Genomic DNA, 24,896 nt, shown 5'->3' with positions numbered 1-24,896 from the left:
CGTGAATGTTCCGCATGAGCGCGTGCGCGCGCAGATCGAGGCCATCCTGCAAAGCTGGGGCATGGCGCCCGATCTGCTCGCCACCACCGTCGAGGCGATGATCGAGACCGACCTGCTCGGCGTGGACAGCCACGGCATCTCGATGCTGATGACCTATGAGAAGCGCTACCGCGACGGGTCGCTGAAGCTCCAGGCGCGCCCGCGCATCGAAAGGCAGACGGCCTGCACCGCGCTAGTCGATGGCGGGGCGGGGCTTGGCCATCCGGTCGCGGCCTTCGGCATGAACCTCGCGGTGGACAAGGCAAAGGAAGCGGGCGTCGGCGTCGTCGGCGTGCGCAATTCCCACCATTTCGGCGCGGCGGGCGTCTATGCGCGCATCGCCGCGCGACGCGGGGCGATCGGCATGGTGACCAGCGCGACGCGTGGCGTGACCATGGTGCCGACGCGTGGTGCGGCGCCGGTGCTCGGCACCAATCCGCTCGCCTTTGCCGCGCCGGCGAAGCGCAACCAGCCCTTCGTGCTGGACATGGCGACGACGACCACCGCGGCCGGCAAGGTGAAGGTCTATGACCTGAACGACCGTCCGCTCCCATCGGGTTGGGTGCTGGACGCCAGGGGCCAGCCGGTGACGGACCCGAAGCAGGGCTTCGACATCGTGTTCAACAAGCCGGAAGGCGGGCTGTCGCCGCTCGGCGGCACGCCGGAGATGGCGAGTGCCAAGGGCTATGGCCTCGCGATGATGGTGCATATCCTGGGTGGCACGCTGGTCGGGTCCTCCTTCTCGCCGATCCGCAACCGCACGCAGAAGCCGGGCGACCCCGACGACATCGGCCATTTCTTCATGGCCATCGATCCGGCCGCCTTCCGTCCGCCGGGGGAATTCGAGAGCGACCTCGACGACGTCATCGACATCATGCACGCCACTCCCGCGGCGGACCCCGCGAAGCCGGTGCTCGTCGCGGGCGACCCCGAGGAAGCGGAACGCCAGCGTCGCCTGCGCGAAGGCATTCCCGTTCCGGCGAGCCTTGACACCCTGATCCGTGGCATCTGCGAAAGGTCAGGTGCTGCCTATCTGCTCGCCTGAGCCAGAACACCAACAGGGAGGACGGGAGATGAAGAAAATACTGGCCGGAACGACGGCCGCCCTCGCGCTGGTCGCGGCCGGTGCCTCGGCGCAGACATTGCGCATGGGCGTTGGCGCGCAGATCACCTCGATCGATCCGCACTATCACAACATCTCGCCGAACAATGCCTTCGCCTCGATGGTCTTCGACAACCTCATCGAGACGGACGACAAGGCGCGGCTGGTCGCGCGGCTCGCGGAATCCTGGCGCCCCGTGGGCGAAGGCGTTTGGGAGATCAAGCTGCGCCGCGGCGTGACCTTCCACAATGGCTCCCCCTTCACCGCCGATGATGTCGCCTTCACCTTCGAACGCATTCCGCAGGTGGTGAACAGCCCCGGCTCCTTCCGCACCTACAGCCAGGGTGTGCAGTCGGTGGAGGTGGTCGATCCCTACATACTGCGCATGAACACCGGCGGGCCCTTCCCGCTGCTGCCAGTCAACCTCGCCCAGATCCCGATCCTTGACCGGGAGACGCACCAGGGTGCCTCCACCGAGGATTTCAATACCGGGCGCGTCGCCATCGGCACCGGGCCGTTCCGCATGGTCTCGCACCGCCCGGGCGATCGCATCGAACTGGAGCGCAACAATACCTTCTGGGGCGATATGCCCGCCTGGCAGAGCGTGGACTACCGCATGCTCACCAACAACGCGGCGCGTACGGCGGCTCTGCTGGCCGGCGATGTCGACATCATCGACCAGGTGCCGACCACTGATATCGAACGTCTGCGCCACAACGCCGATATCCGGATGAGCGAGATCGACAGCCTGCGCTTCATCTATTTCGCCATGGACCACATGCGCGACGGCCCTTCGCCCTTCATCACCGACAATGACGGACGGCCGCTGCCGCGGAACCCGCTGAAGGACATCCGCGTCCGCCGCGCGCTGAACGTGGCGATCGACCGCGCGGCCATCGTCTCGCGCGTGATGGAGGGCGTGGCGACACCGACCACGCAGCTCATGCCTGAAGGCGCTTACGGCTACGTGCCCGATCTGCAGCCGCCGCGTGCCGATCAGGAGCAGGCGAGGCGCCTGCTGGCCGAGGCGGGATATCCCAATGGCTTCCGCCTGACCCTGCATGGACCGAACGACCGTTATCCGAATGACGGCCGGATTGCCCAGGCGGTGGGGCAGATGTGGACGCGCATCGGCGTCCGCACGCAGGTCGAGCTGGCGCCCTTCTCCTCCTTCGTCACGCGTGCTTCGCGGCAGGAATTCTCGGCCTTCCTGGTGTCCTGGGGCAGTTCGAGCGGTGAGCCATCCTCCGGCCTGCGCTCGGTGATCGCGACCTATGACCGTCAGCTCGGCACCGGCTCTGTGAATCGCGGCCGTTATTCCAACCCGCAATTCGACGAGACGCTGGCGCGCGGCATGCGCACCCTTGACGATGGCCAACGGGAGGCCCTGCTGCAGGAGGCGACGCGCATCGCCATCAACGATGTCGCAGTCATGCCGACGCATCTGCAGCGCAATGTGTGGGCCATGCGGCGCGCCTTCCAGCACACGCCGCGGGTCGATGAGCGTACCCGCGCCCAGGATGTCGTGCCGGCGACACCCTGACGGTCGGGGGCCGGCCGCGTGGCGGCGGGGCCGGCCCTGTTACTGTCACACTCCGACGCTGTGACATGACCCGCTGACTCCGGCTGGCCTGGCGCGCTATGACTGCGGCGCAACGCCCGCCAGGAGACCGGACAGGATGAGCGACACCGCCGTCACCGTGCAGCCCATGCGCTACCTCGACAAGGCCATGGGCGCGCTGCGCGACCTCGGCCTGCCGCTGCCGCAGGCTTCGGCCGAGGAATCGCCGATCACCGGCCTGCTGTCCAAGATTATGGAGGTCGACACCGACCGCGTGACCCTGATCGCTCGGGTGCTGAACCAAGCGACGACTTTCAACGAGGTGGTGCGCGAGCAGATCAAGGCGATGGAGGTCGGCGAGCGCTACCAGACCATCACCAACGCCTTCAATTCCATCCGCGACGACGCGAAGGGCATGGTCGCGCAGATGGAAGACGGCAAGATCTCCACCATGGAGCGCCTGTCCAACATCTGGCAGAAGGCGACGCGCGGCGACATCGCGACGCGCTTCGACAAGATCCGCGACACCTATCTGGAAGTGTCCAAGGACACCAAGGAGAACATTGACCGCGAGCATTCGATCCTCGAGGCCTATCGCGACTTCCGCGGCGCGCTGAAGCAGGCCGAGGTGCTGGCGCTCGAAGTGCTCAAGACGGCCGAGGGACGGCTCAACGCGGCGAAGGCCAAGACGGACGAGGCGGTGAAGGCCGCCGAGGCCGCCGCGGCGCTGGAACCCGCCGAGCGCGCCAAGCTGGAACTGGCGCGCGACGAGGCGCTGCGCGTGCTCCAGGCCGAGGACGGCAAGTACCAGATCGCCAAGGACCTCGCCGACAACCTGACCGTCTCCTACAACACCTCCGAGGTCATCATGGCGCGGCTGGTGCAGACCACGACCGCCAAGGAGCGCGTCTACCAGCAATCGGTCTCCTTCTTCTCGACCAATGAGGCGGTGCTGACGGCGCTGACCGCCTCCTTCACCGGCATGCACGGGCTGCATGAATCGACCCGCACCCTGGAAGGCATGAAGGCCGGCGTGAACCAGTCGCTGGAAGTCCTCGCCGAGATCGGCGGCAAGGTGCAGGAAGCCGCGCTGAAGGCGGGCTACGGCCCGACCATCCAGGCCGATGCGGTGAAGAAGCTGGTCGATTCCGTGGTGAACTACCAGGAACGCTCGCTCGAGATCATCGACGAGATGCGCACCGCCGCGACTCAGAACAGCGAGGAGATCCGCCGTTCGGTCGAGGAGGCGAAGCAGCGCATGGCGAAGCTGACCCAGCGCGCCAGCGCGGTCGCCGCCGCGAATGCCTGAAGCCGTGACGGGCGCCCCGGCGCTCGATGAGACGATGCTGGCGATGGACGTGGTGGACACCATCCGCCACGCCGATCGCCTCGTCGAACGCGAGCTTTCCGGCACGGAACGCCAGGCGCGCCTGCGCGAGCGGCTGCGCGAGATCTACCACTCCCAGGGCATCGAGGTATCCGACGCGGTGCTGGACCAGGGCATCTTGGCCCTGGAGGAACGGCGCTTCGCCTATACCCCGAAGGGCGAGGGCTGGCGGCGCAGCCTCGCCACCGCCTGGGCGACGCGCGGGCGGTGGGGGAAGTTCGCCCTGGCGGGACTCGGCGTCGTCGTCATCGGCTGGGGCGCCTGGTACGTCACCGTCGCGCTGCCGCGGGCGCGCGAAGCGGCGGCGATCCAGTACGAATTGCAGACCGATCTGCCGCGCAGCCTGAAGGCCGAATTCGACCGCGTGACGGCCGGCACGCAGGACACGGCCGTGCGTGCTGATGCTGCCCGGCTGCTGGCGGAAGGCGAGGCCGCGGCCCGCGCCGGCCGTGCCTCCGATGCGCGCGCGCGGCGCGATGCGTTGGCGGATCTCGCGGCGCGGCTCGCCGCCGCCTACAGCGTGCGCATCGTCAATCGCCCTGGTGAGCCTTCCGCCATCTGGCGCGTGCCGGCGTCCAACCCGCGCGCGCGCAACTACTACCTGATCGTCGAGGCGGTGGACCGCGACGGAAAGCCGGTCGAGGTGCCGATCACCTCGGAGGAGAATGGCGAGACACGCCGCGTCTCCCGCTGGGCCCAGCATGTGCCGGAGGCTGAGTTTGAGCGCGTCCGGCGCGACAAGCTCGCCAATGGCATCATCGAGCAGCCGGTCATCGGGCAGAAGGTGGCAGGCAGCCTCGCGACGCAGTGGACCGTGCAGACCAATGGGGGGGCGATCCTGTCATGGTGAACGGCGTCGCCGTGTTGCAGGAGGTCGATGAGCGCCTCGCCATCGCGCAGCGAGAGGCCTCGGCCGCGCAGACCGAGGCGGATCGCCTGGCGGCCCAGCGCGAGGGGCTGCGCAGCGAGGAGGCCGAGGCGCTGCGTGCCCTCGCCCGCCTGCGCCTGCAGGACATGGCCGATGGCCGCACCGCGGTCGAGGCGCTGGACGCTGCCGGCGCCCAGCTTCGCGACAGCCTTGCGCAGCGTGCGGCGGCCCTTGATGCGGCGCAGCGCGAGGTGCTCGACGCCCGCGATGCGCTGGTTGCCGCCGAGGCGCAGCGGGATGCCGAAGCGGCCCGCCAGCGCGCGGCGCAGGAGGCCGAGGCCGCCGCGCTGAAGGCCGCCGACGAACGCACCGCACAGGATGCCGAGTTCCAGCGCCTCTCGGCCACGGCGGAGGAGGCCGAGCGCGTCGCCCAGCATGCCGAGCAGAAATCCGGCTTCGCGGCGCGCGACTTCGAGGAGAAGGGCCGGCCCTACCGCGCCGACCCGCTCTTTGCCTATTTGTGGGACCGTGGCTGGGGCACCGGCCGCTACCGGGCCTTTCCCCTGGTGCGCATGATCGATGGCTGGGTCGCGAAGCTGATCGAGTTCGAACCCGCCCGCCGGTCCTATGCGCTGCTCTCCGAACTGCCGGGCAACATGACGGCGCATGCCGCCCGCATGCGCGCCGTGGCCGATGCCGCGGTGAAGGCCATGGTGGAGCGCCGCCGCGTCCTGGCCGGCTTGTCGCGGGGCGCGGCCGGCCTCGATCACGACGCATTGGAGAAAGCAGAGGACGCGGCCGAGGCGGCCCGCGCCGCCCTGACCGCCGCCGAGGCGAAGCGCAGCGCGCTCGCCGCCGGCGACGATCCGGCGTCCCAGCAGGCAATCCGGGCGCTGGAGGCCGCGCTCGGCACGCGGTCCCTGCGCACGCTGCGCGAGGAGGCGTCCCGCACCCCCACCCGCGACGACGACGCGATCGTCGCCCGGCTCGAAGTCGCAGCGGCGGAGCGCGGGCGGCTGGAGCGTGCCCTGGCCGATGCCCAGGCCCAGGCCGAGGGTGCCCGACGGCACCTCGCGGAGCTTCAGACCCTGCGGCACGACATGCGCAGCCGCGGCGTGGAACGCAGCGAATGGGGCTTCACGAGCGGCGCCCTGATCGGTGCGCTGGTTGGCGAATTGCTGCGCGGCGCCTTGTCGCGCGATGGCTTCTGGGACCGCATGGAACGCCACCGCATGCCGGACCGCATGCCCGGCACCGCCCATCCCGGCCCCTGGGGCAAGCCGATGCCCGGTCCCTGGGAGCGACCGGCCCCGGGGCCCTGGGCGACCGACCGGGACCCGTCCTCGGGCGGCTGGTGGCAGGACGACAACTCGCCCTATTGGGGCGGGGGCAAGCCGTCCGGCGGTGTTGGGGGCAGCAAGGGCGGCTGGTCCGATGGCGGCTGGAGCGGCGGCGGCAAGTCCGGCGGGGGATTCTCGACCGGCGGCAGCAGCGATTCCGGCGGCGGATTCCGGACCGGCGGATCGGTCTGATATCGGCCAGCCTTTCGGCTGACTCGGTATCAGGGTCCTGGTTTGTCGCGCGGCCGCCCTGTCAGCCCCACCCGCGACACCGGCCGTCCCCCGGCGGAAGTCCTGGTTTCCCGTGCGGCCCGTCACCAATCCAGGGGGCCGCGTCGCCTGCGCTGTTGATGACAGGTCCTGGACAGGACGCGGCGGTCTGGCGCCCGCGCCTTGTCCTGGCCGGTCCGACGGGTGACCATGCGCCCCGCCGGGCGCCCATCCCCAGGATGGCGTCCTGATCCGAGTCACTGGACCAGGAAGATCACATGTCCCTTCGCAATCTCGGCGCGGCCTTGGCCTTTGCGCTGACCGGCGCCGTCGCCACCGACGCCGCCTTCGCCCAGAACATCACGCCTGGGCCGACGCTCGCCGCCGTGCGTGCCAAGGGCATGCTCGACTGCAGCGCCAACCAGGGCTCGCCCGGCTTCGGCGTGCCGGACAGCCGGGGTGAGCAGCAGGGGCTCGACCCCGATATCTGCCGCGCCATCGCCGCCGCCGTGCTGGGCGACCCGACCCATGTGCGCTGGCACGTCCTGACCAGCCAGGCGCGCATCCCGGCGCTGCAATCGGGCCAGGTCGACGTCGTCGCCCGCACCTTCACCTGGACCCATTCGCGCGAGGTGAATGCCGGCCTGCAATTCGGCCCGACCGTCTTCTATGACGGCCAGAGCTTCATCGTGCGCCGTTCGCTCGGCGTGTCGCGCGCGACGGAGCTTGCGGGCGCGACCATCTGCGTCACCGCGGGTTCGACCAATGAGCTGAACCTCGCCGACTGGGCGCGCGCCCGGAACGTCCAGATCCAGCCCCTGGTCTTCGAGAGCAACGAGGACACCCGCAAGGCCTATGTCTCCGGCCGCTGCGACGCCTATACGCTCGATGCCAGCCAGCTTGCCGGCTTCCGCACGACCCTGCCGGCGGGCGAGCACATCATCCTGCCCGACATCATCTCCAAGGAGCCGCTGACCCCGGCCGTGCGCAAGGGCGACCCGCAGTGGTTCGACATCATGCGCTGGACCATCTACGCGCTGATCCTTGCCGAGGAACTGGGCATCACCCAGGCCAATGTCGACCAGATGCTGGAAAGCCCGAACCCGGAGATCCGCCGTTTGCTGGGCGTGACGGGTGACCATGGGCCGGCCATGGCCCTCGATCGCCGCTGGGCCTACAACGCCATCAAGGCGGTGGGGAACTATGGCGAGATCTATGATCGGCACCTCGGCCCGAACTCGCCGATCGGGCTGCAGCGCGGCGTGAACGCGCTGTGGTTCAATGGCGGGCTGATGTACGCGCCGCCGATGCGCTGAGAGGCGCTGGCGATCGGAGAGGGGGCTGCCCCTCTCCGAACCTTGGCGGCAGTGCCGCCAAGCCCCCGAAGGCCCCAGGCCTCTGGAACCCGTCACCGGGTGTTGGGCAGGGCGGGGATTTCTGCGGCGACAAAGTTCGCACCCTGCATACGGTTTCCTTGGCATATCGGCGCTGCAGTCGTGCCCGCCGCCCTGCCATCGAAACCGTCAGGCATGTCCCCCAACACCTGCCAACGATGTCTCCGGTCCGGACAGAGGGGCAAAGCCCCTCCCGATCAGCCGAGCCGCGCCACCGCCGCAAATCCCGCATCCGCTGCCTGCAGGGCGCGGTCGATATCGGCCTCGCCATGTGCGCAGGAGAGAAACATGTTGTGCCGCGGGTGGAAGTAGGCGCCTGCCTCCAACGCTGCCGAACAGAAGGCGTTGCCGAACCGGAACTCCTCGTCGCCCTCGAACAGCATCAGCGGCATCTGCGCCGGGCCGCTCTGCCGGATCGCGACGCCGTGCCTCGCGGCCAGGGCGTCAAAGCCCGCGCGTAGCCGCTCGCCCATTGCCCGCATATGCGCCGGCCCGTCGATACGCTTCAACTCGCTGAGCGTCGCGACCGCGGCGGCCATCGGCGCCGCGGCGCACCAGAACGAGCCGGTGGTGAAGACCTTCGTCGCGGCTTCGCGGAAGCGCTCCACGCCGGTCACGGCGGACAGCGCATGGCCGTTCGCGATCGCCTTGCTGTAGGCGGCAAGGTCCGGCCGCACGCCCAGGATCTCCCACGAGCCGCCGAGATGCAGGCGGAACCCCGCTCGCACGTCGTCGAGGATCAGCGCCGCGCCCTCCCGGTCGCAGATCGCGCGCAGCGCCTGCGCGAAGGCGGGGTCGGGCAGTTCCAGCGCGCGCGCCATGTCATGGCGGAAGGCCGTGACAATGATGGCGGCGAGGTCGCCCTTCGCTTGCTCCGCCGCTGCCTCCACCGAAGCGGTGTCGTTGTAGTCGTAGGTGATGAGGTGGGCGCGGTCCTCCGCCGTCACCCCGGCGATGGACGGCGAGCACCAGGGCACCGCGCCGTGATAGGACCCGCGCGCCACCAGCACCTTGCGCCGCCCCGTTCCCGCACGCGCCAACGTTACGCAGGTGGTCGTCGCATCGGTGCCGTTCTTCGAGAAGAGGCACCAATCGGCATGCGGTACGGTGTCGACAAGCGTCTCGGCGAGTTCCACCAGCACCGGTCCGGGGCCGTTCATGCAGTCACCCTGCGCGGCCTGGCGCTGCACCGCTTCCTCGACGGCGGGATTGTGGTGGCCGAGCACGACCGGACCCCAGGAGCACATGAAGTCCACGAATTCGCGCCCGTCGACATCCCACAGGCGGCAACCCTCGGCGCGCGCGAAATACTGCGGATAGCCCGCCGGCAAATTGGCGGCGTTCAGATGGCCCCACAGGCCGCCGGGAATGACCCGTTTCGCGCGGTCGCGCAGGGCCGCGTCATGGTGGTTGCGCTGCGCGGCAGGGGAAAGGTCGTCCATGGATGGCTCCAGCGGCGGGTTCGGTGCGGGTATGTCAGGATCGCGTCGCCGCGGCCTTTTCCAGTGCGGCGAGATGGCGAACCAGCCCCTCCCCGCCCTCGATCATGTCGGCCATCAGCGCGGCGCGGGTCGCGTGGGGGTCGCGCGCGCGCAGCCCATCGAGAATGTCGAGATGCCGGTGCCGCCCCGGATAGGTCGGCCGCGCATGCGGATAGAGGTAGTTCAGCATCGGCCCGTTGCGCAGCCAGATGCCTTCGATGACGGCCAGCAGCTCCGGCATCGCCGCGGCACGATACAGGCTGTGATGGAAGCGCCAGTTCGCCAGGACCGCCGGCGTGGCCTCGCCGGCATCCTCCGCGCGGATCAGCTCGGCATGGGCGCGTTCCATGGTGCGGATCGTGGCGTCCGTGATGCGCCGCGCCGCGGCTCCGGCGGCAAGCCCTTCCAGGGCCAGACGCACCTCGCGCAGTTCCAGGTACTGCGCCAGGGTCAGGCCGGCGACGGTGATCGCCTTGGCCTCCTCCATGCGCAGGGCGCGTTCGCGCACGAGCTGCATCACCGCCTCGCGCACCGGCGTCTCGGACACGCCGAGGGCCTGTGCCAGGTCGCGGATCTTGAGCCTCTGGCCCGGCTGCATCCGCCCTTCCAGCAACACCTGGCGCAGTTCGCCATAGACGCGTCCGGTCAGGTTCTCGCGCCCGATGGGGGTCAGGAAGTCGAGCCCGCCCGCCTCTTCTCTGGGGGCAGGCCGGACGGCACGGCGGGGGCGTTCGGCATTCATCACGCTTGATCGTATTTGATATATCGACGTCCATGCAATGGCGCGCGACACTGCCCGCGACACGTCGAGGGAAACGTCGCCCATGCCGCCTTCACCCGCTTCCGAGACGCTCCGCGCCGCCCTGCCCCAGCTCGATGGGCGGCTGCGCCTGCCGGGGCTTTCGGCGCCGGTCGAGGTGCTGCGGGATTGCTGGGGCGTCCCGCATATCCGCGCGGAAGGCGGGCAGGTCGATGCCTTCCGCGCCCAGGGCTTCGTCCATGCGCAGGACCGGCTGTTCCAGATGGAACTGAACCGTCGCCGGGCGCTGGGCCGCGCGGCGGAATGGCTCGGCACCGCCGCGGCCGAGGGCGACATCCTCGCCCGGCGCCTCGGCGTCGAGGCGGCGAGCCGGCGGGACTACGCTGCGCTCGGCGCGGAAGGCCGCGCCATGGTCGATGCCTATGCTGCCGGGGTGAACGCCTTTCTCGACTCCGGCGCGCCGCTGGCGATCGAATACCAATTGCTCGGCGCCACGCCGGAACCTTGGGAAGGCTGGCACTGCATCGCGGTGATGCGGCGGCTCGGCCTGCTGATGGGATCGGTCTGGTTCAAGCTGTGGCGTGCTGCCGCGCTGCCGGTGGTCGGCGCCGGGAACGCGGTGAAGCTGCGCTACGACGATGGCGGACAGGACCTGCTGCTGATCCCGCCCGAGGTCGAGGCGGATCGCTGGACCGCGACTCTCGCGGAACTGCAGCCCGCCATCGCCGCGCTGCTCGGCAGCGAGGATGTGGACGCGACCGGCGGCGGCAGCAACAACTGGGCAGTCGCGCCGGCGCAGAGCGCGACCGGCCGCCCGGTCGTCGCCGGCGACCCGCATCGCGTCTTCGAAATCCCGAACATGTATGCGCAGGGTCATCTGGCCTGCGCGGATTTCGACGTGATCGGCCTCACGGTCCCCGGCGTGCCGGGCTTCCCGCACTTCGCGCATAATGGCCGTGTCGCCTGGTGCGTGACCCATGCCTTCGTCGATATCCACGACCTTTTTGTCGAGCGTTTCGACGAGGGCGCGCAGCACACCGCCTTCCGTGACGGGTGGCAGCCGGTCACGCGGCGCAGCGAGACCGTGTCCATCCGCGGGGCCGAACCGCGCAGCGTGGAGGTCGTGGAAACGCATCACGGCCCGATCATTGCCGGCGATCCCGCCTCCGGCACCGCCATCGCGCTGCGGTCCGTGCAGTTCGCTGAGACCGACCTGTCCTTCGACTGCCTGCCGCGCATGCTGGGCGCCGATGGCGTCGCCGCGCTGTATGAAGCAACGCGGGGCTGGGGTCTGATCGACCACAACCTGGTGGCGGGCGACATCGGCGGCCATATCGGCCATCTGGTGCGTGCGCGCCTGCCGCGCCGGCCGCGCAGCAATGGCTGGCTGCCCGTGCCGGGCTGGACCGGCGCCCATGAATGGACCGGCTGGATCCCGCATGAGGAGATGCCGCGCGTGATGGATCCGCCCGGTGGGCTGATCGTCACCGCGAACAACCGCGTCGCCGCGGATGATGGCCCCGACTATCTCTGCACCGATTGCCATCCGCCCTATCGCGCCCGGCGCGTCCTCACGCGGCTGAAGGCCGCCGCCGAGGCGCGCAGCGTCGAAGGCGCCGCGAGCGTCCATGCGGACACGCTCTCCCTGAACGCGCTGCTCGTCCGCGACAAGCTCGCCGCACTGGACGAACCGGCCGACGCCGGCGCGGCGGCGCTGCGCGCACGGCTGATCGCCTGGGACGGGCGCATGGAAGCGGGCGCCAGCGCGCCGACCGCCTATGTCGTCTTCCGCCGCGCGCTGACGGCGCTGCTCGCCGAACGCAGCGGGCTCGGCGTCCTGGCGGGCGATCCGCTGCTGGCGGTCTCGCCCGGCGTGCCGCCGATGAACCAGCTCTGGTGGACGCTGCCGACGCTGCTGCGCGACGGGGATAGTAGCCTGCTCGATGGCTGGGACTGGCCGCAGGCGATGCAGGAAGCCCTGCTGCGCGCGGCGCGCGAGGACACCACCCGGCCCTGGGGCGAGGTGCATCGGCCGCGCCTCAACCATCCGCTCTCGCCGCTGTTTCCGGATTGGGCGCCGCTGCTCGATCCGCCCGCACTGCCGCTCGGCGGCGACACGGATACGGTGCTGGCCAATGGCTTCATCGCCTCGGCCGGGCCGGTGGCGGCGTATGGCGCGCTCGCACGCTATGCCTTCGATGTCGGCGCCTGGGAGAACAGCCGCTGGGCCGTGTTCCACGGTGCCTCGGGCCACCCGGGCAGCCCGCATTACGCTGACCAGCACCCGGTCTGGGCCGGGACGGCCATGGTGCCGATGACCTATGGCTGGCCGGAGCTCCGGAATACGGCGCGGTGGCGTCAGACCCTTGAGTAACCGCTACCGCCGCCCCGCCAGCGCCAGCCCGGCCGCGATCACCGCGACCGCCATGATGAAAGGACCGAAAGCGGAGAAGCCGAATTCCGCCATGATCCAGCCGCCGAGCGAGGCTGCCCCGATCCAGCCGAGGCAGGCCGCCGTCACGTTCAGGCCGAGCACCGTGCCGCGCACCGCCTCGGGCACGTTGGCGAGGGCCGCCATCAGGCTCGGCCGGCACATGGCGCTGAAGGCCGAGAAGGCGCAGCCTAGCGCCACCGTCACGGCCAGCCCCGGCGTCCACCAATAGAGCGTCAGTGCCGCGGCACCCGATGCCAGCATGGCCATCGCAAAGGTGCGCCGCCGATCCGGCAGGCGGTCGGCCGCCTGTCCGCCCAGCACCGTGCCGAGGATGTTGCCGATGGCGACGACGCCCAGCGGCAAGGCGACGCCCGCCGGCGTCAGCCCATAGGTCGTCTGCAGGAAGGTCGCGAAATAGACCACGGAGAGGCCGAAGCCGACGCGCTCCCCGACGCCCATCGCCAGCAGCCGCAGCACGGGGCCGGTCATGACCCCGCGCATCCCGGGCGAGCTGCGCCGCGCACTCGCGCTGCCCTCGGGCGGCCGCAGCGTGGTGACGAACAGCGCGAAGGCGGTCAGCAGCGCGACCCCGGCCGAGACCTGGTTCACCCCACGCCAGCCGACGAAGCTGCCGATCCAGGCCGCGAGCGGCACGCCGACCAGCAGTGCGAGCGACTGCCCCGCCATCACCCAGCCGAGCGCCCGTCCGCGCTGGCGGTCATGGGTGCGAGAGGACACCTCGGTCATCAGCACACCCGTATAGGCACCCGCGCAGGCACCGATGGCGGTGGACCACAGCGCGAGGCTGACGATGTCCTGCGACAGCGACAGCCCGACCAGCCCGATACCGAGGCCGACCGGCCCGCCCACCAGAAAGGGGCGGCGGCCGTAACGGTCGGCCGCCGCGCCGGCGAAGCCCGAGGATATGCCCCAGGCTATCGCGGTTGCCGCCATCAGATTCGCCACCACGGGCAGGCTGGTGGACAGATCCTGCGCCATGGCGATCAGGAAAGGCGCGCGCGTCGTGCCGGAGGAGGACGCGGCGAACATCGCCAGGCACGCCGCCGCGAGCAGCGGCCAGGGCATGGTGGGCACGTCGAGGTCTCAGCCCCGACCCGGCATGGCGTTCGTTCCTGCGATCACCCTCGGCCCCTCATTGTGCGTCGCAGCATGCTAGGCCCCCGCTGGACGGATGGCCATGGGCGGTGGACAGTCGCGCCGCGTCACGGAGGACACTGCCTTATGAAGCTCGCCTATTCCCCTGCCAGCCCCTATGTGCGGAAGTGCTGGATGGTCGCCATCCTGCGTGGCATCGACAGCAGGATCGAGCTGTGGAAGGTGCCGACCAGCGCGCCCGAGCTCGCCGCGCAGAATCCGCTCTCGAAAATCCCGACGCTGATCACCGATGACGGCCAGGTGCTGTATGACAGCCCCGTCATTGCCGAATATCTGGACAGCGTCGGCGATGCACCGCGGCTGATTCCGGCCGAAGGGCCGGCGCGCTGGAAGGCGCTGACGCTCGCCGCCCTGGGCGACGGGATCCTGGATGCGACGCAGCCACGCCGGCGCGAGATCGCGCTGCCGCAGGATGATGGCCGCAAGGACTACATCGCGACCCAGCAGGCCAAGGTCACGCGCGCGCTGGCGGTGCTGGAGGAGGAAAGCCTCGGCGATCTCACGACCATCGGCGAAATCGCCGTGGCCTGTGCGCTCGGCTACCTCGACTTCCGCTATCCGCACGAGCCGTGGCGTCCGGGGCATCCAAAGCTCGAAGCCTGGTATGCGCGCATCGTGACGCTACCGGCCATGGCGCGCAGCATGCCGCCGGCGGCCTGACAAAAGCTCACGGCGCGGGCATGACCTGCCTCCTTCGCAGGCGTCCGCGCCGGCCTTGCTGCATTGCAAACACGCCGATAGCCTTCCCTGCGACATGATGGCAGCGAGGTTCCGGTGACGTCTCTTTCCGGCCGCTACCGCCTCGGCTTCGACATCGGCGGTACCTTCACGGATTTCGTCCTGCTCGATGCCGCGACAGGCGGCATCACGCTGTACAAGTGCCTGACGACGCCGACCGATCCGGCGGAAGGCGCGCTGACCGGTATCCGCGCCATCACCGGACAGGCGGGCATCGCGATCGCCGACCTGTCGGAGGTGCTGCACGGAACGACGCTGGTCACGAATGCGCTGATCGAGCGGCGCGGCGCGACGACGGGCCTGCTGACGACGCAGGGTTTTCGCGATGTGCTCGAACTGGGCATCGAGCAGCGCTACGACATCTACGACCTGTTCCTGAAGTTCCCCGACCCGATCGTGCCGCGCCGCCGGCGCATCGAGATCGCCGAGCGCCTGACCCATGACGGAACGGTGGTCACACCGCTGGACACAGGGGCGGTGCGCGCGGCGGGTGCGAAGCTGGTGGCCGAGGGCTGCACCGCCATCGCCGTGTGCTTCCTGCACGCCTATGCGAACCCGGCGCACGAGAAGGCCGCCGCCGCGGTGCTGCGCACCGCCTTCCCGACGCTGTCCGTCAGCCTGTCGAGCGAGGTTGCGCCCGAGATCCGCGAATACGAGCGCAGCGTCACGACCTGCGCCAACGCCTTCGTGCAGCCGCTGATGGACCGTTATCTTGGTCGGCTGCTGACGGAGCTCGATGCGCTCGGCTTTACCGGCACGCTGCGGCTGATGCAGTCGGATGGCGGGCTCTGCGCGCCTGAGGTGGCGCGCGCCTTCCCGATCCGCCTGCTGGAATCCGGCCCGGCCGGCGGCGCGCTGGCGACGGTGCTGTTCGCGCGCACGGCGGGACTGCCGGATGCGCTCGCCTTCGACATGGGCGGCACCACCGCCAAGGCCTGCCTGATCGAGCATGGCCGCGCCGAAGTCGCGCCGATGATGGAAGCGGCGCGCGTGCACCGCTTCAAGCGCGGTTCCGGTCTGCCGATCCGCTCGCCGGTGGTGGACATGATCGAGATCGGCGCCGGCGGCGGGTCTATCGCGCGCGTCGACGAGACCGGCCTGATCAAGGTCGGGCCACACTCGGCGGGCGCCGATCCGGGCCCGGCCTGCTACGGCCGCGGCGGGGTGGAGGCGACGGTCACCGACGCCAACCTGCTGCTCGGCTACTACGATCCCGGCTTCTTCCTCGGCGGCGCCATGTCGCTCGATCTGCCCGCCGCGGAATCCGCCATGGCGCGGCTGGGCGAGAAGCTGGGTCTCTCGGCGATCGAGGCCGCCTGGGGTGTCCACGCCGTGGTCTGCGAGGCCATGGCGGGCGCGGCCCGCGTGCATCTGGTCGAGAAGGGCCGCGATCCGCGGGCCTATGCGATGGTCGCCTTCGGCGGCGCGGGGCCGTGCCATGCGGCGCGCGTCGCGCGCATTCTGGGCATTGGGGAAGTGCTGGTGCCGCCGGCCTCGGGCGCGGCCTCTGCGCTCGGCTTCCTCGCCGCGCCGCTTGCCTTCGAGCAGTCGCGCAGCCTGATCGCACCGCTCGGCGCGGGCGCGGACTGGCCGGCGGTGAACGCCGCGTTGGTTACGCTGGAGACCGAAGCCCGTGGACGCCTGCGCAGCGCCGGCACCGCGGACGACACCATGCGCGTCGAACGCTCGGCCGAGATGCGCCTGGTCGGCCAGTTGCACCAGATCACCGTGCCGCTGCCCGACGGCGCGCTAGATGCCGGGCGCCTCGCCGATATCCGCGCCGCCTTCATCGAGACCTATCAGCGCCTCTACACCCGCGTCATCGAAGGCGCGGAGATCGAGCTGCTGTCGCTCCGCGTGCGGGTGCTGGGGCCGGAGCCCGAGATCAGCGTCTCCGGGGCCGTGGCCGGCAGCGCGAGCGAAGGCGCCTCGCTGAAAGGCCATCGCCGCACCTGGTTCGACGGCGTCTGGTACGACTCGGCAGTGCATGACCGATATCGCCTGAAGTCCGGCGACACCATCGCCGGCCCGGCGATCATCGAGGAACGCGAGGCCACGACCATCATCGGCCCGGGCGATCGGCTGACCGTCGATGCCGCGATGAACCTGCGCATCGCCGTGGCCGAGGCCGGCAAGGCGGAGGCGCTGGTCACCCCTGGCATGCCGCTCGAAGAGGCCAAGGCACGCATCGAGGCCGACCCGATCGGCCTCGAGATCATGTGGTCGCGCCTGATCTCGGTGGTCGAGGAGATGTGGCAGACAGTCTGCCGCACCGCCTATTCCCTCATCATCGCCGAGGCGCAGGACTTCGCGAATGAGATCCTCGACCCGCAGGGCAATCCGCTGGCGCATTCGCCGCGCGCCATGCCGCTGTTCAATTTGACGCTGACCCGCTGCGTGAAGGCTCTGCTGGCCGAATTCCCGGCGGACACGCTGCAGCCGGGCGATGTGCTGGTCACCAACGATCCCTGGCTCTGCGCCGGGCATCTGTTCGACATCGCCCTGGTGACGCCCGTCTTCCATGAAGGCCGCGTCGTCGCGCTGATGGGCACGGTCGGCCATGTCAGCGACATCGGCGGCGTGAAGGACCCGCTCGCGGCGCGTGAGATCTATGACGAGGGCGTGCAGATCCCGCCCATGAAGCTGTACGACGCGGGCGTGCCGGACCGCACCCTGTACCGGATGTTGCGCGCCAATATCCGCAACAGCGACCAGGTGCTGGGCGACGTGGAATCCATGGTCACCGCCAATGCGCTCGGCGCGCAGCGGCTGGTCGCCTTCATGGAGGAATACGGGCTGCAGGACCTCGCCGCCCTCGCCGCCGTGGTGCAGGGCCGCAGCGAGGCCGCGACGCGCGCCGCCATCCGCGCCGTGCCCGACGGCGTCTATGAGAGCGAGATCGAGAACCGCCCGCTCGGCCAGACGCTGCATTATAAGCTGCGCGTCCACAAACATGGCGACACCATCCATGTCGAGCATGTCGAGGCGCCGCCGACCCTGCCGCGCGGCGGGCTCAACTGCACGATGAACGTGACGGCGGCGCATTCCTCCTACCCGCTGAAATGCATGCTGACGCCGAATGTCCGCGGCAATGCGGGGTGCTATGCGCCGATCACCGTCTCGGCGCCGGAGGGGTCGGCGCTGAACTGCCTGCCGCCCGCCTCGGTCGCGCATCGCACGCGGCTGTCCTGGTTCATCGGGCCGAACCTGTATCGCGCCATGTCGGCCGCGATCCCCGAGCAGGTGCAGGCCTTCACCGGCCTGCCGAAATCCTTCTCCTTCTACGGGCGCAACAACCAGGGACGCGTCGCCTCCGACCATTTCTTCATGGGCGGCGGGCAGGGCGCTTCGGCGAAGACCGACGGCAAGTCCGGGCTGCTGTTCCCGACCAGCGCGGCGAACACGCCGGTCGAGCTCGTGGAAAGCCGCATGCCGGTGCTGGTGCTGGAGAAGGGCCTGGTCGCCGACAGCGGCGGGCCGGGGCGGCAGCGTGGCGGGCTCGGCCAGCGCATGCGCGCGCGGCGCCTGACCACCTCCACCGATCCGATCAGCGTCGCGCTGTTCCCCGAAGGTGTGGGCCTGCATCCGCAGGGCTTCTTCGGCGGCTTGCCAGGCGCTTCCGGCGCCGGCTTCGTGAAGGGGCCGGACGATGCCGCGCCGCGCGATGTCGGCAATGGCGAGATGGTCACGCTGTTCGACCCGAACACCGAGATCGCTGGGCACATCGCCGGTGGGTCCGGCTTCGGCGATGCCTGGGACCGGCCGATCGAGGCGGTGCAGGCCGATCTCGAGGACGATTACATCACCCCCGAAGGTGCCGAGCGCGACTATGGTGTCGTGCTTGGCCTGGATGGGCGCATCGATCCTGTTGCCACCGCGCGGCGCCGGGCGGAGAAGACAGGCGCGGACAGGGACATGGCTGCAACGACCGGGGGTGCCTGAGATGACGAACGACGTTTCCCGCCGCGGGCTGATGGCCGGCGCGGCGCTGCTGACCGCCGGCATGCCCGGCATCTCCTGGGCCTTCGAGCGCGACGGCAACCGCAAGGTGCTGGTCTTCTCGGGCAACCAGGCGGTGCCGGTGCTCGACCCGCATGTGCGCTACGACTGGTCCACCCGCATGATCCAGCAGAGCGTGTATGACGCGCTGCTGAAATACGATGGCGACCCGCCGCGCATCATCCCCTGGCTGGCCGAACGCTATGAGGTCTCGCCCGACGGTCTGACCTACACCTTCCACCTAGTCGGCAACGCGAAGTTCCACAATGGCGATCCTGTGGACGCCGAGGCCGTGCGCTTCTCCTTCGACCGCGGGCTGAAGCTGAATGCCGGCATTGCCTGGATGTTCAGGGACTTCCTGAAGCCGGAGAACATCGTCGCGGTCGATGCGCGCACCGTGCGCTTCACGCTCGACCGGCCCTTCGCGCCTTTCATCTCCTATGTGCCCTGGTGGTACGTCGTGAACCCGAAGCAGGTGATGGCGAACCAGGAGGGCAGCGACCTCGGCCGCAAATGGCTGACCGAGAACGTCGCCGGGTCCGGCCCCTTCAAGCTGCGCCGCTTCGACGGCAATGCGCTGGTCCATCTCGACGCCGCGGCCGACTACTGGAAGGGCTGGCCGATGGCGGATGGGGAGCGCCTGTCGGGCGTCATCTACCGCATCATCCGCGAGGCCGCGCCGCGCAAGGCCGCGTTGCAGCGGCGCGAGGCGGACATGATCACCAACCTGACGCCGGACGACCTCGAACAGCTCGCGCGGGTGCCGGGCGTGGCGGTCGAGAGCCATGCCGGCTCCAACACCTTCGGCATCAAGTTCAACTGCCAGCAGGGCCCAACGGCGGATGTGAATCTGCGCAAGGCGATCGCCTATGCCTTCGACTACGATGCGCTGCTGACCATCCACAACGGCCAGGCGAAGCTGCAGACCAGCCCCTTCCCGCAGTCCATGGCCGGCCACATCGACGTGCCCGGCATCCCGCGCAAGGATCTCGATAAGGCGCGCGACTACCTGAAGCGCTCGCAATATCCCAATGGCGGGATCGAGCTGGAATACGTGCACGTCCAGGGCCTCGAGAGCCCGCGCCGGATCGGCCTGGCGCTGCTGGACAGCCTGCGTGCGCTCGACATCAAGGTGAACATCGTCGGCCAGCCCTGGACCACCATGGTCGCCCGCGGATCGAAGCCCGAGACCTGCCCGAACATGATCTCGGTCTATGTCACGCCGGTCGGCACCGATCCGGACACGGTGGCCTACCAGTATCACCGCGCCTCCTGGGGCCTCTACTACGGCATGAGCCACTACGAGAATCCCGAGGTGTGGCGCATGATCGACGAGGCGCGGGGCGAGACCGACAACGCCAAGCGCATGGCCATGTATGCCGAGATCCAGCGCCGCATCGTCGACGACCAGCCCGAGGTCTTCGGCATGATCGCCAACGGGCTGTGGGGCCGGCGCGACTACGTGCGCGGCTTCGTCTTCTCCCCGGTGCGCTTCACCGGTGAGGTCGATCCCTACCCGCTGTGGATCGCGGGCTGACGGCGGCGTGGCGGGCTATCTCCTTCGGCGCATCCTCCTTGCGGGGCTGATGCTGTTCGGGCTGGTCTGCCTGACCTTCGTCATCGCCAATGTCGCGCCGTCGGACCCCGCGGCGCTGGCGGCGGGCCCCGATGCCGGCCGCTCGCAGATCGAACAGGCGCGGCGCGACTACGGCCTCGACAAGCCGCTGCCCGAGCAGTTCCTGCGCTACGTCACCGACCTGCTGCACGGCAATTTCGGCCGGTCGGTGGCGACAGGCCGGTCGGTGGGGACAGATCTCGCGCGCTATTTCCCGGCGACGCTGGAACTCGTCATCGTCGCGATGACGCTCGGCGTGCTGCTGGGTGTGCCTCTCGGTGTGCTCTCCGCCCTGCGCAAGGACGGGCCGATCGATCACGCGACGCGGATCTTCGCTGTCTCCGGCATTGCACTGCCGCCCTTCTGGTTCGGGCTGCTGCTGCAACTGGGCTTCGCCACCTGGCTCGGCCTGCTGCCGACCAGCGGGCGGCTGTCGGTCTTCACCGAGCCGCCCGACCCGATCACCGGGCTGCTGCTGGTGGACAGCGCGCTACGCGGCAATTGGGCGCTGCTCGGCGAGGCGGCGTCCTACATCGTCCTGCCGGCCATCGTGCTGTCGCTGCCCTGCCTCGCCTCCATCCTGCGGGTGAACCGCGCCGAGATGGTCGAGGCCCTGCGCATGGACTATGTCGTCGCCGCGCGCGCCCATGGTGTCACCCCCTGGCGCATCGTCATGGTGCACGCGCTGAAGAACGCCATGCTGCCGACGCTCGCCATCATCGGGTTGCGCTGGGGCTGGATGATGTCGAGCACGGTGCTGGTGGAAACGGTCTTCGACTGGCCGGGCATTGGGCTCTACGCCGTCTCCTCCGCCATCGCCGGTGATTTCAAGCCGGTGATGGGCGTAACGCTGATCGTCGGGCTGAACTTCATGATCGCGAACCTGATCGTCGATCTGCTCTATGGCGTGCTCGACCCGCGACTGAGGCGCGCCTGATGTCCGCCGTCGCCGAACAGGCCGTCGCAGCCCCGCCTCGCCGTCGCCTGCGGCTTGCGGTCTGGCTGTTCACCCGATCCTTCTCTTCCGTGCTCGGCCTGGTGCTGGTCGCGGCGATCGTGCTGCTTGCGCTGCTCGGCCCCTGGATCGTGCCCTATCCGGACGATGTGCAGGGGGGCATCAACCTCGCGAACAAGCTGCAGCCGCCATCCTGGCAGCACTGGTTCGGCACGGATGAGGTCGGCAACGACATCCTCACCCGCGTGATCATCGGCGCGCGCATCTCCCTGCTGGTGGGCATCGGCATCACCGCCGCCGCGGCGCTGATCGGCGTGCCGCTCGGCATCCTGGCGGGGCTCGCCGGCGGGCGGCTGCGGGAGGTCATCATGCGCTTCACCGACCTGTTCCTGTCGGTGCCCGGCCTGGTGCTGGCGATTGCTCTGGTCGCGGCGCTCGGCCCGGGCATCGTGAATGCGATGATCGCGCTGATCCTGGTCTGGTGGCCGGGCTATGTGCGGCTCGCGGAATCAAAGGCACTGTCGATCCGCGAGGAACCCTTCATCGAGGCCGCGCGCGTCGCCGGCGCGCAGCGTTCGCGCATCCTGTGGCGACATGTCCTGCCCAACAGCCTCTCCCCGCTGATCGTGAAGATGAGCATGGACATCGGCCAGGCGATCCTCGCCGTCGCCTCGCTCGGCTTCATCGGCCTCGGCGCCAAGCCGCCGACGCCGGAATGGGGGGCGATGATCTCCATCGCGCGGGGCTACCTGCCGGAATGGTGGTGGTACGCGGTCGCCCCCGGCGCCTTCATCTATCTCGCCGTTCTCGGCTTCAACCTGCTCGGCGACGGGCTGCGCGACATCCTCGATCCGCGGAGCAACCGCGGGTGACGGCGCTGCTTGAGATCAGCGACTACCGCCTCGCCTTCGACAGCTTCGATGGCACGGCGCAGGTGCTGGACGGCATCGACCTGCGGCTGGAGGCCGGGGCGACGCTCGGCATCGTCGGCGAGACGGGCTGCGGCAAGTCGGTCCTCGCGCGCAGCCTGCTGGGGCTGAACCCGGCGCCGCCGGCGCGCGTGGTCAGCGGTGCGATCCGCTTCCGCGGCGACGATATATTGCGCCTGCCGGAACGCGGCATGCGGCGCCTGCGCGGCCGCGCCATCGCGATGATCTTCCAGGACCCGGCCTCCTACCTGAACCCGCTGCTCACCATCGGCACGCAGATGGAGGACGCGATCCGCGGCCAGGATGCCGCCGCCGGCCAAAGCAAGCGGCCGCGCAGCAAGGCCCGCGCCCTGGCGGCTGAACTGCTTGCCGCCGTTGGGCTGCCGGAGCCGGCACGGCTGCTCGACAGCCATCCGCATATGCTCTCGGGCGGCATGCGGCAACGTGTGCTGATCGCCATGGCGCTTGCCGGCGATCCCGCCCTGCTGGTGGCCGATGAACCGACCACCGCGCTCGACGTCACGGTGCAGGCGCAGGTACTGGCGCTGATCGCGCGGCTGGTCGCCGAGCGTGGTCTGGCGCTGATGCTCATCAGCCACGACCTCGGCGTGGTCGCGGCATCCTGCGCCCGCGTCGCGGTGATGTATGCCGGCACGGTGGTCGAGGAAGCCCCGACCCAGGCCCTGCTCACCAACCCGCTGCACCCCTATGCGCGTGGCCTGCTTGCCGCCGTGCCGGACCTCGATCATCCCGAGCATCGCCCGCAAGGGATCCCTGGTAGCATTCCGGGCCTGATCACCCCGCCGCCGGGATGCCGCTTCCATCCGCGCTGTCCCATCGCGACGGAGCGTTGCCGCAGCGAAAAGCCGCTGCCGCGCGAGATCCTCCCCGGTCACGCCGTCGCCTGCCACCACGCCGCGCCATGACGGGACCGCTCCTTCGCGCCGAGGGCCTTTCACGCAGCTTCGAAGGCCGCCGCCGCCTGTTCCGTGAGACGTCGCAGGTGCGCGCCGTGGCGGAGCTCGACCTCACCCTCGATCGCGGCGCCGCGCTCGGCATCGTGGGGGAAAGCGGCTGCGGCAAGTCCACCCTCGCGCGCCTGCTGCTGCGGCTGATCCCGCCCAGCGCCGGCACCATCCATTTCGACGGCCGGGACATCACCGCGCTGGACGAAGCGGCGCTACGGCCGCTGCGCCGACGCATGCAGCTCATTCACCAGAATCCCTCGGCCGCGCTCGACCCGCGCCTGACCGCCGAGGACGCGGTCGCAGAACCGCTGCGCATCCATGGCGTCGCCTCCGGCCGCGCGTTGCGCGATCGCATCGCGGACCTGCTCGCCGAGGTCGGGCTGCCCTCCGCCTTCCTGCACCGCTTCCCGCATGAGCTGTCCGGTGGCCAGAAGCAGCGCGTCTGCATCGCCCGCGCGCTGGCGCTGGAACCGGATCTGCTGGTACTGGACGAACCGACCTCCGCGCTTGACGTATCGGTGCAGGCACAGATCCTCGATGTGCTGGAGGCGCTGCGGGCGCGGCGTGGCCTCGCCTATCTGTTCATCAGCCACAACCTCGCCGTGGTGCGCCAGGTCTGCGAGCGCGTGGCGGTGATGTATCTCGGCCGCATTGTTGAGGAAGGCAGCGCGGCCGAGGTGCTCGGCGCGCCGCGCCATCCCTATACGCGGGCGCTGCTCGCCTCGGTGCCGCGGCTGGAGGCGAGCGGCCCCCCGCCCGCCGCGCCGGGCGAACCGCCCAATCCGGCTTCGCCGCCGCCCGGCTGCGCCTTCAACCCGCGCTGCCCGATCGCCGTCGCGGAGTGCCGCGCCGCCATGCCGGCGCTGACGACGCTCAGCGACGGGCACAGGCTGCGCTGCCCGCGCGCCGCGTGAGGCATGTCGGCAGGAGCTGATCCTGCACCGTGGAACCGAGAGGGGCGCTTCCCCTCTCGGACTCACCCCGCCAATGGCCCGAGGCCTTTGGAAACCGTCACCCGGCGCTGCGCAACACTGGCAGAAAGGTGCCGAGACCCGCTATGGCGCAGCAAGGGCGCGTGGCGGGCGCAGCTTTGGCGTTGCGCCCGGCACCAGAAGATTGCGTTCCAAGTGCTCCAAGCACTTGGCGGGGTGGTTCGGAGGGGCGGGGCCTCTCCGACGTCGCGGCGTCACGCACCCGGCGCCACCGACAGCCCCTGCACGCCATGCTTCGCGATCAACGACGCGACGAGGCCCGAAGCCTTCGCTTCCTCCACGAAGCCATGAAGAAAGGCGGCCGCCGCGTCGTTGCCGCGCGCCGTGCCGATCGCCTGCTGCACGGCGCTGAACTGCCCGTCGAGGATACGCGCGCCCGGCAGCGTCGCGACATCCTTCAGCAGGCGCGGCCGCAACCCGGCCAGCGCCTCGAGCTTCTCATCGAGGAACAGGCGCAGCGCGCCGTCCAGCCCCTCGGCGCGCAGCAGCGTCGCCTGGCGGATGTTGCGCTCCAGCCAGAGGTCGTAGGCCGCGCGCGCGGTGCTCGCGATGCGCACGCCCGGACGATCCACCTCCACGATGCTGGCGATGGACGAACCCGCAGGCACCAGGAAGGTCGCCTCGATCTCCGTATAGGCCGCGGTGAAGGCAATGGTCTGCGCGCGTTGCGGCTCGGCGCCGATCAGGCCGATGTCCCAGGCGTCGGTGCCTGCCGCATCGGCGAGCAGTCCCGGGGAGGCATAGGGCACCAGTCGCAGCGGCACGCCGAGCCGCGCGGCGACCGCGCCCGCCATGTCGGGCGACACGCCCACCGGATTGCCGAACTCGTCCCGCCCGGTGACGAGCAGGAAGTTGCTGAGGTTGATGCCGGCGCGCAGCACGCCATGCGGGGCGATCTGGCTCACGATCTCGGGCGACATGGGCGGTTCCATCTTCTGTCGGGCCAGT

18 protein-coding genes are annotated in these 24,896 nt (G+C 69.9%); 14 read left to right on the top strand and 4 right to left on the bottom strand.

What is annotated here, in order from left to right; translation table 11 throughout:
- Position 1: 1 nt before the first annotated feature.
- The 6 genes from KPL78_RS11055 to KPL78_RS11030 all read left to right on the top strand — a co-directional run bounded on the left by KPL78_RS11055 (position 2) and on the right by KPL78_RS11030 (position 7,823).
- Entirely contained in the window at positions 2 to 1,084 is a 1,083-nt protein-coding gene (locus KPL78_RS11055; protein WP_219762992.1) for an Ldh family oxidoreductase, read from the top strand.
- 28 nt (positions 1,085 to 1,112) lie between these two features.
- Positions 1,113 to 2,684: an ABC transporter substrate-binding protein gene (locus KPL78_RS11050; protein ID WP_219762991.1), complete on the top strand. Its 1,572-nt coding sequence runs from the start codon at positions 1,113 to 1,115 to the stop codon at positions 2,682 to 2,684.
- Positions 2,685 to 2,820: 136 nt separating this feature from the next.
- A complete protein-coding gene (locus tag KPL78_RS11045) occupies positions 2,821 to 4,011 on the top strand; it encodes a hypothetical protein (protein WP_219762990.1) in 1,191 nt (396 codons plus the stop codon).
- A 4-nt stretch (positions 4,012 to 4,015) separates the two neighbouring features.
- On the top strand, positions 4,016 to 4,939 hold the full coding sequence (locus KPL78_RS11040) for a DUF6384 family protein (protein WP_219762989.1): 924 nt from the start codon (positions 4,016 to 4,018) through the stop codon (positions 4,937 to 4,939).
- Positions 4,933 to 6,489 (top strand): coiled-coil domain-containing protein, encoded by a 1,557-nt coding sequence (locus tag KPL78_RS11035; protein WP_219762988.1) that lies wholly within the window; start codon positions 4,933 to 4,935, stop codon positions 6,487 to 6,489. The genes KPL78_RS11040 and KPL78_RS11035 overlap by 7 nt, the downstream gene beginning before the upstream one ends.
- Before the next feature lie 296 nt (positions 6,490 to 6,785).
- Positions 6,786 to 7,823, top strand: a complete 1,038-nt coding sequence (locus KPL78_RS11030) for an amino acid ABC transporter substrate-binding protein (RefSeq protein ID WP_219762987.1) — start codon at positions 6,786 to 6,788, stop codon at positions 7,821 to 7,823.
- Positions 7,824 to 8,098: 275 nt separating this feature from the next.
- Here KPL78_RS11030 and KPL78_RS11025 read toward each other — a convergent pair whose 3' ends face one another.
- The gene (locus tag KPL78_RS11025) at positions 8,099 to 9,343 is read right to left on the bottom strand and encodes an aminotransferase class III-fold pyridoxal phosphate-dependent enzyme (protein WP_219762986.1); all 1,245 of its coding nucleotides are present in this window, start codon (positions 9,341 to 9,343) and stop codon (positions 8,099 to 8,101) included.
- A gap of 34 nt (positions 9,344 to 9,377) precedes the next feature.
- Positions 9,378 to 10,124 carry a GntR family transcriptional regulator gene (locus tag KPL78_RS11020; protein WP_219762985.1) on the bottom strand — a complete coding sequence of 249 codons (747 nt, stop codon included), beginning with the start codon at positions 10,122 to 10,124 and terminating at the stop codon, positions 9,378 to 9,380.
- An 82-nt stretch (positions 10,125 to 10,206) separates the two neighbouring features.
- Between KPL78_RS11020 and KPL78_RS11015 the strand changes: the two genes are divergently transcribed.
- A complete protein-coding gene (locus tag KPL78_RS11015) occupies positions 10,207 to 12,516 on the top strand; it encodes a penicillin acylase family protein (RefSeq protein ID WP_219762984.1) in 2,310 nt (769 codons plus the stop codon).
- Between the two features lie 3 nt (positions 12,517 to 12,519).
- On the opposite strand, the gene KPL78_RS11010 is transcribed toward KPL78_RS11015, so the two are convergent.
- Complete coding sequence (locus KPL78_RS11010; RefSeq protein ID WP_255568923.1) at positions 12,520 to 13,662, bottom strand: MFS transporter; 1,143 nt, start codon at positions 13,660 to 13,662, stop codon at positions 12,520 to 12,522.
- Between the two features lie 156 nt (positions 13,663 to 13,818).
- Here KPL78_RS11010 and KPL78_RS11005 point away from each other — a divergent pair, with 156 nt between their 5' ends.
- The 7 genes from KPL78_RS11005 to KPL78_RS10975 all read left to right on the top strand — a co-directional run bounded on the left by KPL78_RS11005 (position 13,819) and on the right by KPL78_RS10975 (position 23,870).
- Entirely contained in the window at positions 13,819 to 14,412 is a 594-nt protein-coding gene (locus tag KPL78_RS11005; RefSeq protein WP_219762982.1) for a glutathione S-transferase family protein, read from the top strand.
- A gap of 114 nt (positions 14,413 to 14,526) precedes the next feature.
- Positions 14,527 to 18,432, top strand: coding sequence for a hydantoinase B/oxoprolinase family protein (locus tag KPL78_RS11000; protein WP_369412733.1), 3,906 nt, complete (start codon positions 14,527 to 14,529; stop codon positions 18,430 to 18,432).
- Between the two features lies 1 nt (position 18,433).
- Positions 18,434 to 20,026 carry an ABC transporter substrate-binding protein gene (locus tag KPL78_RS10995; protein ID WP_219762981.1) on the top strand — a complete coding sequence of 531 codons (1,593 nt, stop codon included), beginning with the start codon at positions 18,434 to 18,436 and terminating at the stop codon, positions 20,024 to 20,026.
- A 7-nt stretch (positions 20,027 to 20,033) separates the two neighbouring features.
- Positions 20,034 to 21,041 carry an ABC transporter permease gene (locus KPL78_RS10990; RefSeq protein ID WP_219762980.1) on the top strand — a complete coding sequence of 336 codons (1,008 nt, stop codon included), beginning with the start codon at positions 20,034 to 20,036 and terminating at the stop codon, positions 21,039 to 21,041.
- Complete coding sequence (locus tag KPL78_RS10985; RefSeq protein WP_219762979.1) at positions 21,041 to 21,931, top strand: ABC transporter permease; 891 nt, start codon at positions 21,041 to 21,043, stop codon at positions 21,929 to 21,931. Before KPL78_RS10990 ends, KPL78_RS10985 begins: the two co-directional genes overlap by 1 nt.
- Positions 21,928 to 22,914, top strand: a complete 987-nt coding sequence (locus KPL78_RS10980; protein WP_219762978.1) for an ABC transporter ATP-binding protein — start codon at positions 21,928 to 21,930, stop codon at positions 22,912 to 22,914. Before KPL78_RS10985 ends, KPL78_RS10980 begins: the two co-directional genes overlap by 4 nt.
- Positions 22,911 to 23,870, top strand: a complete 960-nt coding sequence (locus tag KPL78_RS10975; RefSeq protein WP_219762977.1) for an ABC transporter ATP-binding protein — start codon at positions 22,911 to 22,913, stop codon at positions 23,868 to 23,870. Before KPL78_RS10980 ends, KPL78_RS10975 begins: the two co-directional genes overlap by 4 nt.
- Before the next feature lie 272 nt (positions 23,871 to 24,142).
- Here KPL78_RS10975 and KPL78_RS10970 read toward each other — a convergent pair whose 3' ends face one another.
- Positions 24,143 to 24,868 carry a transporter substrate-binding domain-containing protein gene (locus KPL78_RS10970; protein WP_219762976.1) on the bottom strand — a complete coding sequence of 242 codons (726 nt, stop codon included), beginning with the start codon at positions 24,866 to 24,868 and terminating at the stop codon, positions 24,143 to 24,145.
- Between the last annotated feature and the right edge of the window lie 28 nt (positions 24,869 to 24,896).

The sequence above is a fragment of the Roseomonas alba genome (genome assembly GCF_019430885.1).
Classification (GTDB): Bacteria; Pseudomonadota; Alphaproteobacteria; order Acetobacterales; family Acetobacteraceae; genus Neoroseomonas; species Neoroseomonas alba.
This window is presented reverse-complemented; position numbering and strand designations above follow the sequence as displayed.

What these genes read in the sequence shown, in the direction of transcription:
- KPL78_RS11050 (WP_219762991.1), top strand. Translation starts at nt 1,113, where the DNA reads ATGAAGAAAATACTGGCCGGAACGACGGCCGCCCTCGCGCTGGTCGCG.
- KPL78_RS11045 (WP_219762990.1), top strand. Translation starts at nt 2,821, where the DNA reads ATGAGCGACACCGCCGTCACCGTGCAGCCCATGCGCTACCTCGACAAG.
- KPL78_RS11035 (WP_219762988.1), top strand. Translation starts at nt 4,933, where the DNA reads ATGGTGAACGGCGTCGCCGTGTTGCAGGAGGTCGATGAGCGCCTCGCC.
- KPL78_RS11030 (WP_219762987.1), top strand. Translation starts at nt 6,786, where the DNA reads ATGTCCCTTCGCAATCTCGGCGCGGCCTTGGCCTTTGCGCTGACCGGC.
- KPL78_RS11025 (WP_219762986.1), bottom strand. Translation starts at nt 9,343, where the DNA reads ATGGACGACCTTTCCCCTGCCGCGCAGCGCAACCACCATGACGCGGCC.
- KPL78_RS11020 (WP_219762985.1), bottom strand. Translation starts at nt 10,124, where the DNA reads ATGAATGCCGAACGCCCCCGCCGTGCCGTCCGGCCTGCCCCCAGAGAA.
- KPL78_RS11015 (WP_219762984.1), top strand. Translation starts at nt 10,207, where the DNA reads ATGCCGCCTTCACCCGCTTCCGAGACGCTCCGCGCCGCCCTGCCCCAG.
- KPL78_RS11010 (WP_255568923.1), bottom strand. Translation starts at nt 13,662, where the DNA reads ATGCCCTGGCCGCTGCTCGCGGCGGCGTGCCTGGCGATGTTCGCCGCG.
- KPL78_RS11005 (WP_219762982.1), top strand. Translation starts at nt 13,819, where the DNA reads ATGAAGCTCGCCTATTCCCCTGCCAGCCCCTATGTGCGGAAGTGCTGG.
- KPL78_RS10995 (WP_219762981.1), top strand. Translation starts at nt 18,434, where the DNA reads ATGACGAACGACGTTTCCCGCCGCGGGCTGATGGCCGGCGCGGCGCTG.
- KPL78_RS10985 (WP_219762979.1), top strand. Translation starts at nt 21,041, where the DNA reads ATGTCCGCCGTCGCCGAACAGGCCGTCGCAGCCCCGCCTCGCCGTCGC.
- KPL78_RS10975 (WP_219762977.1), top strand. Translation starts at nt 22,911, where the DNA reads ATGACGGGACCGCTCCTTCGCGCCGAGGGCCTTTCACGCAGCTTCGAA.
- KPL78_RS10970 (WP_219762976.1), bottom strand. Translation starts at nt 24,868, where the DNA reads ATGTCGCCCGAGATCGTGAGCCAGATCGCCCCGCATGGCGTGCTGCGC.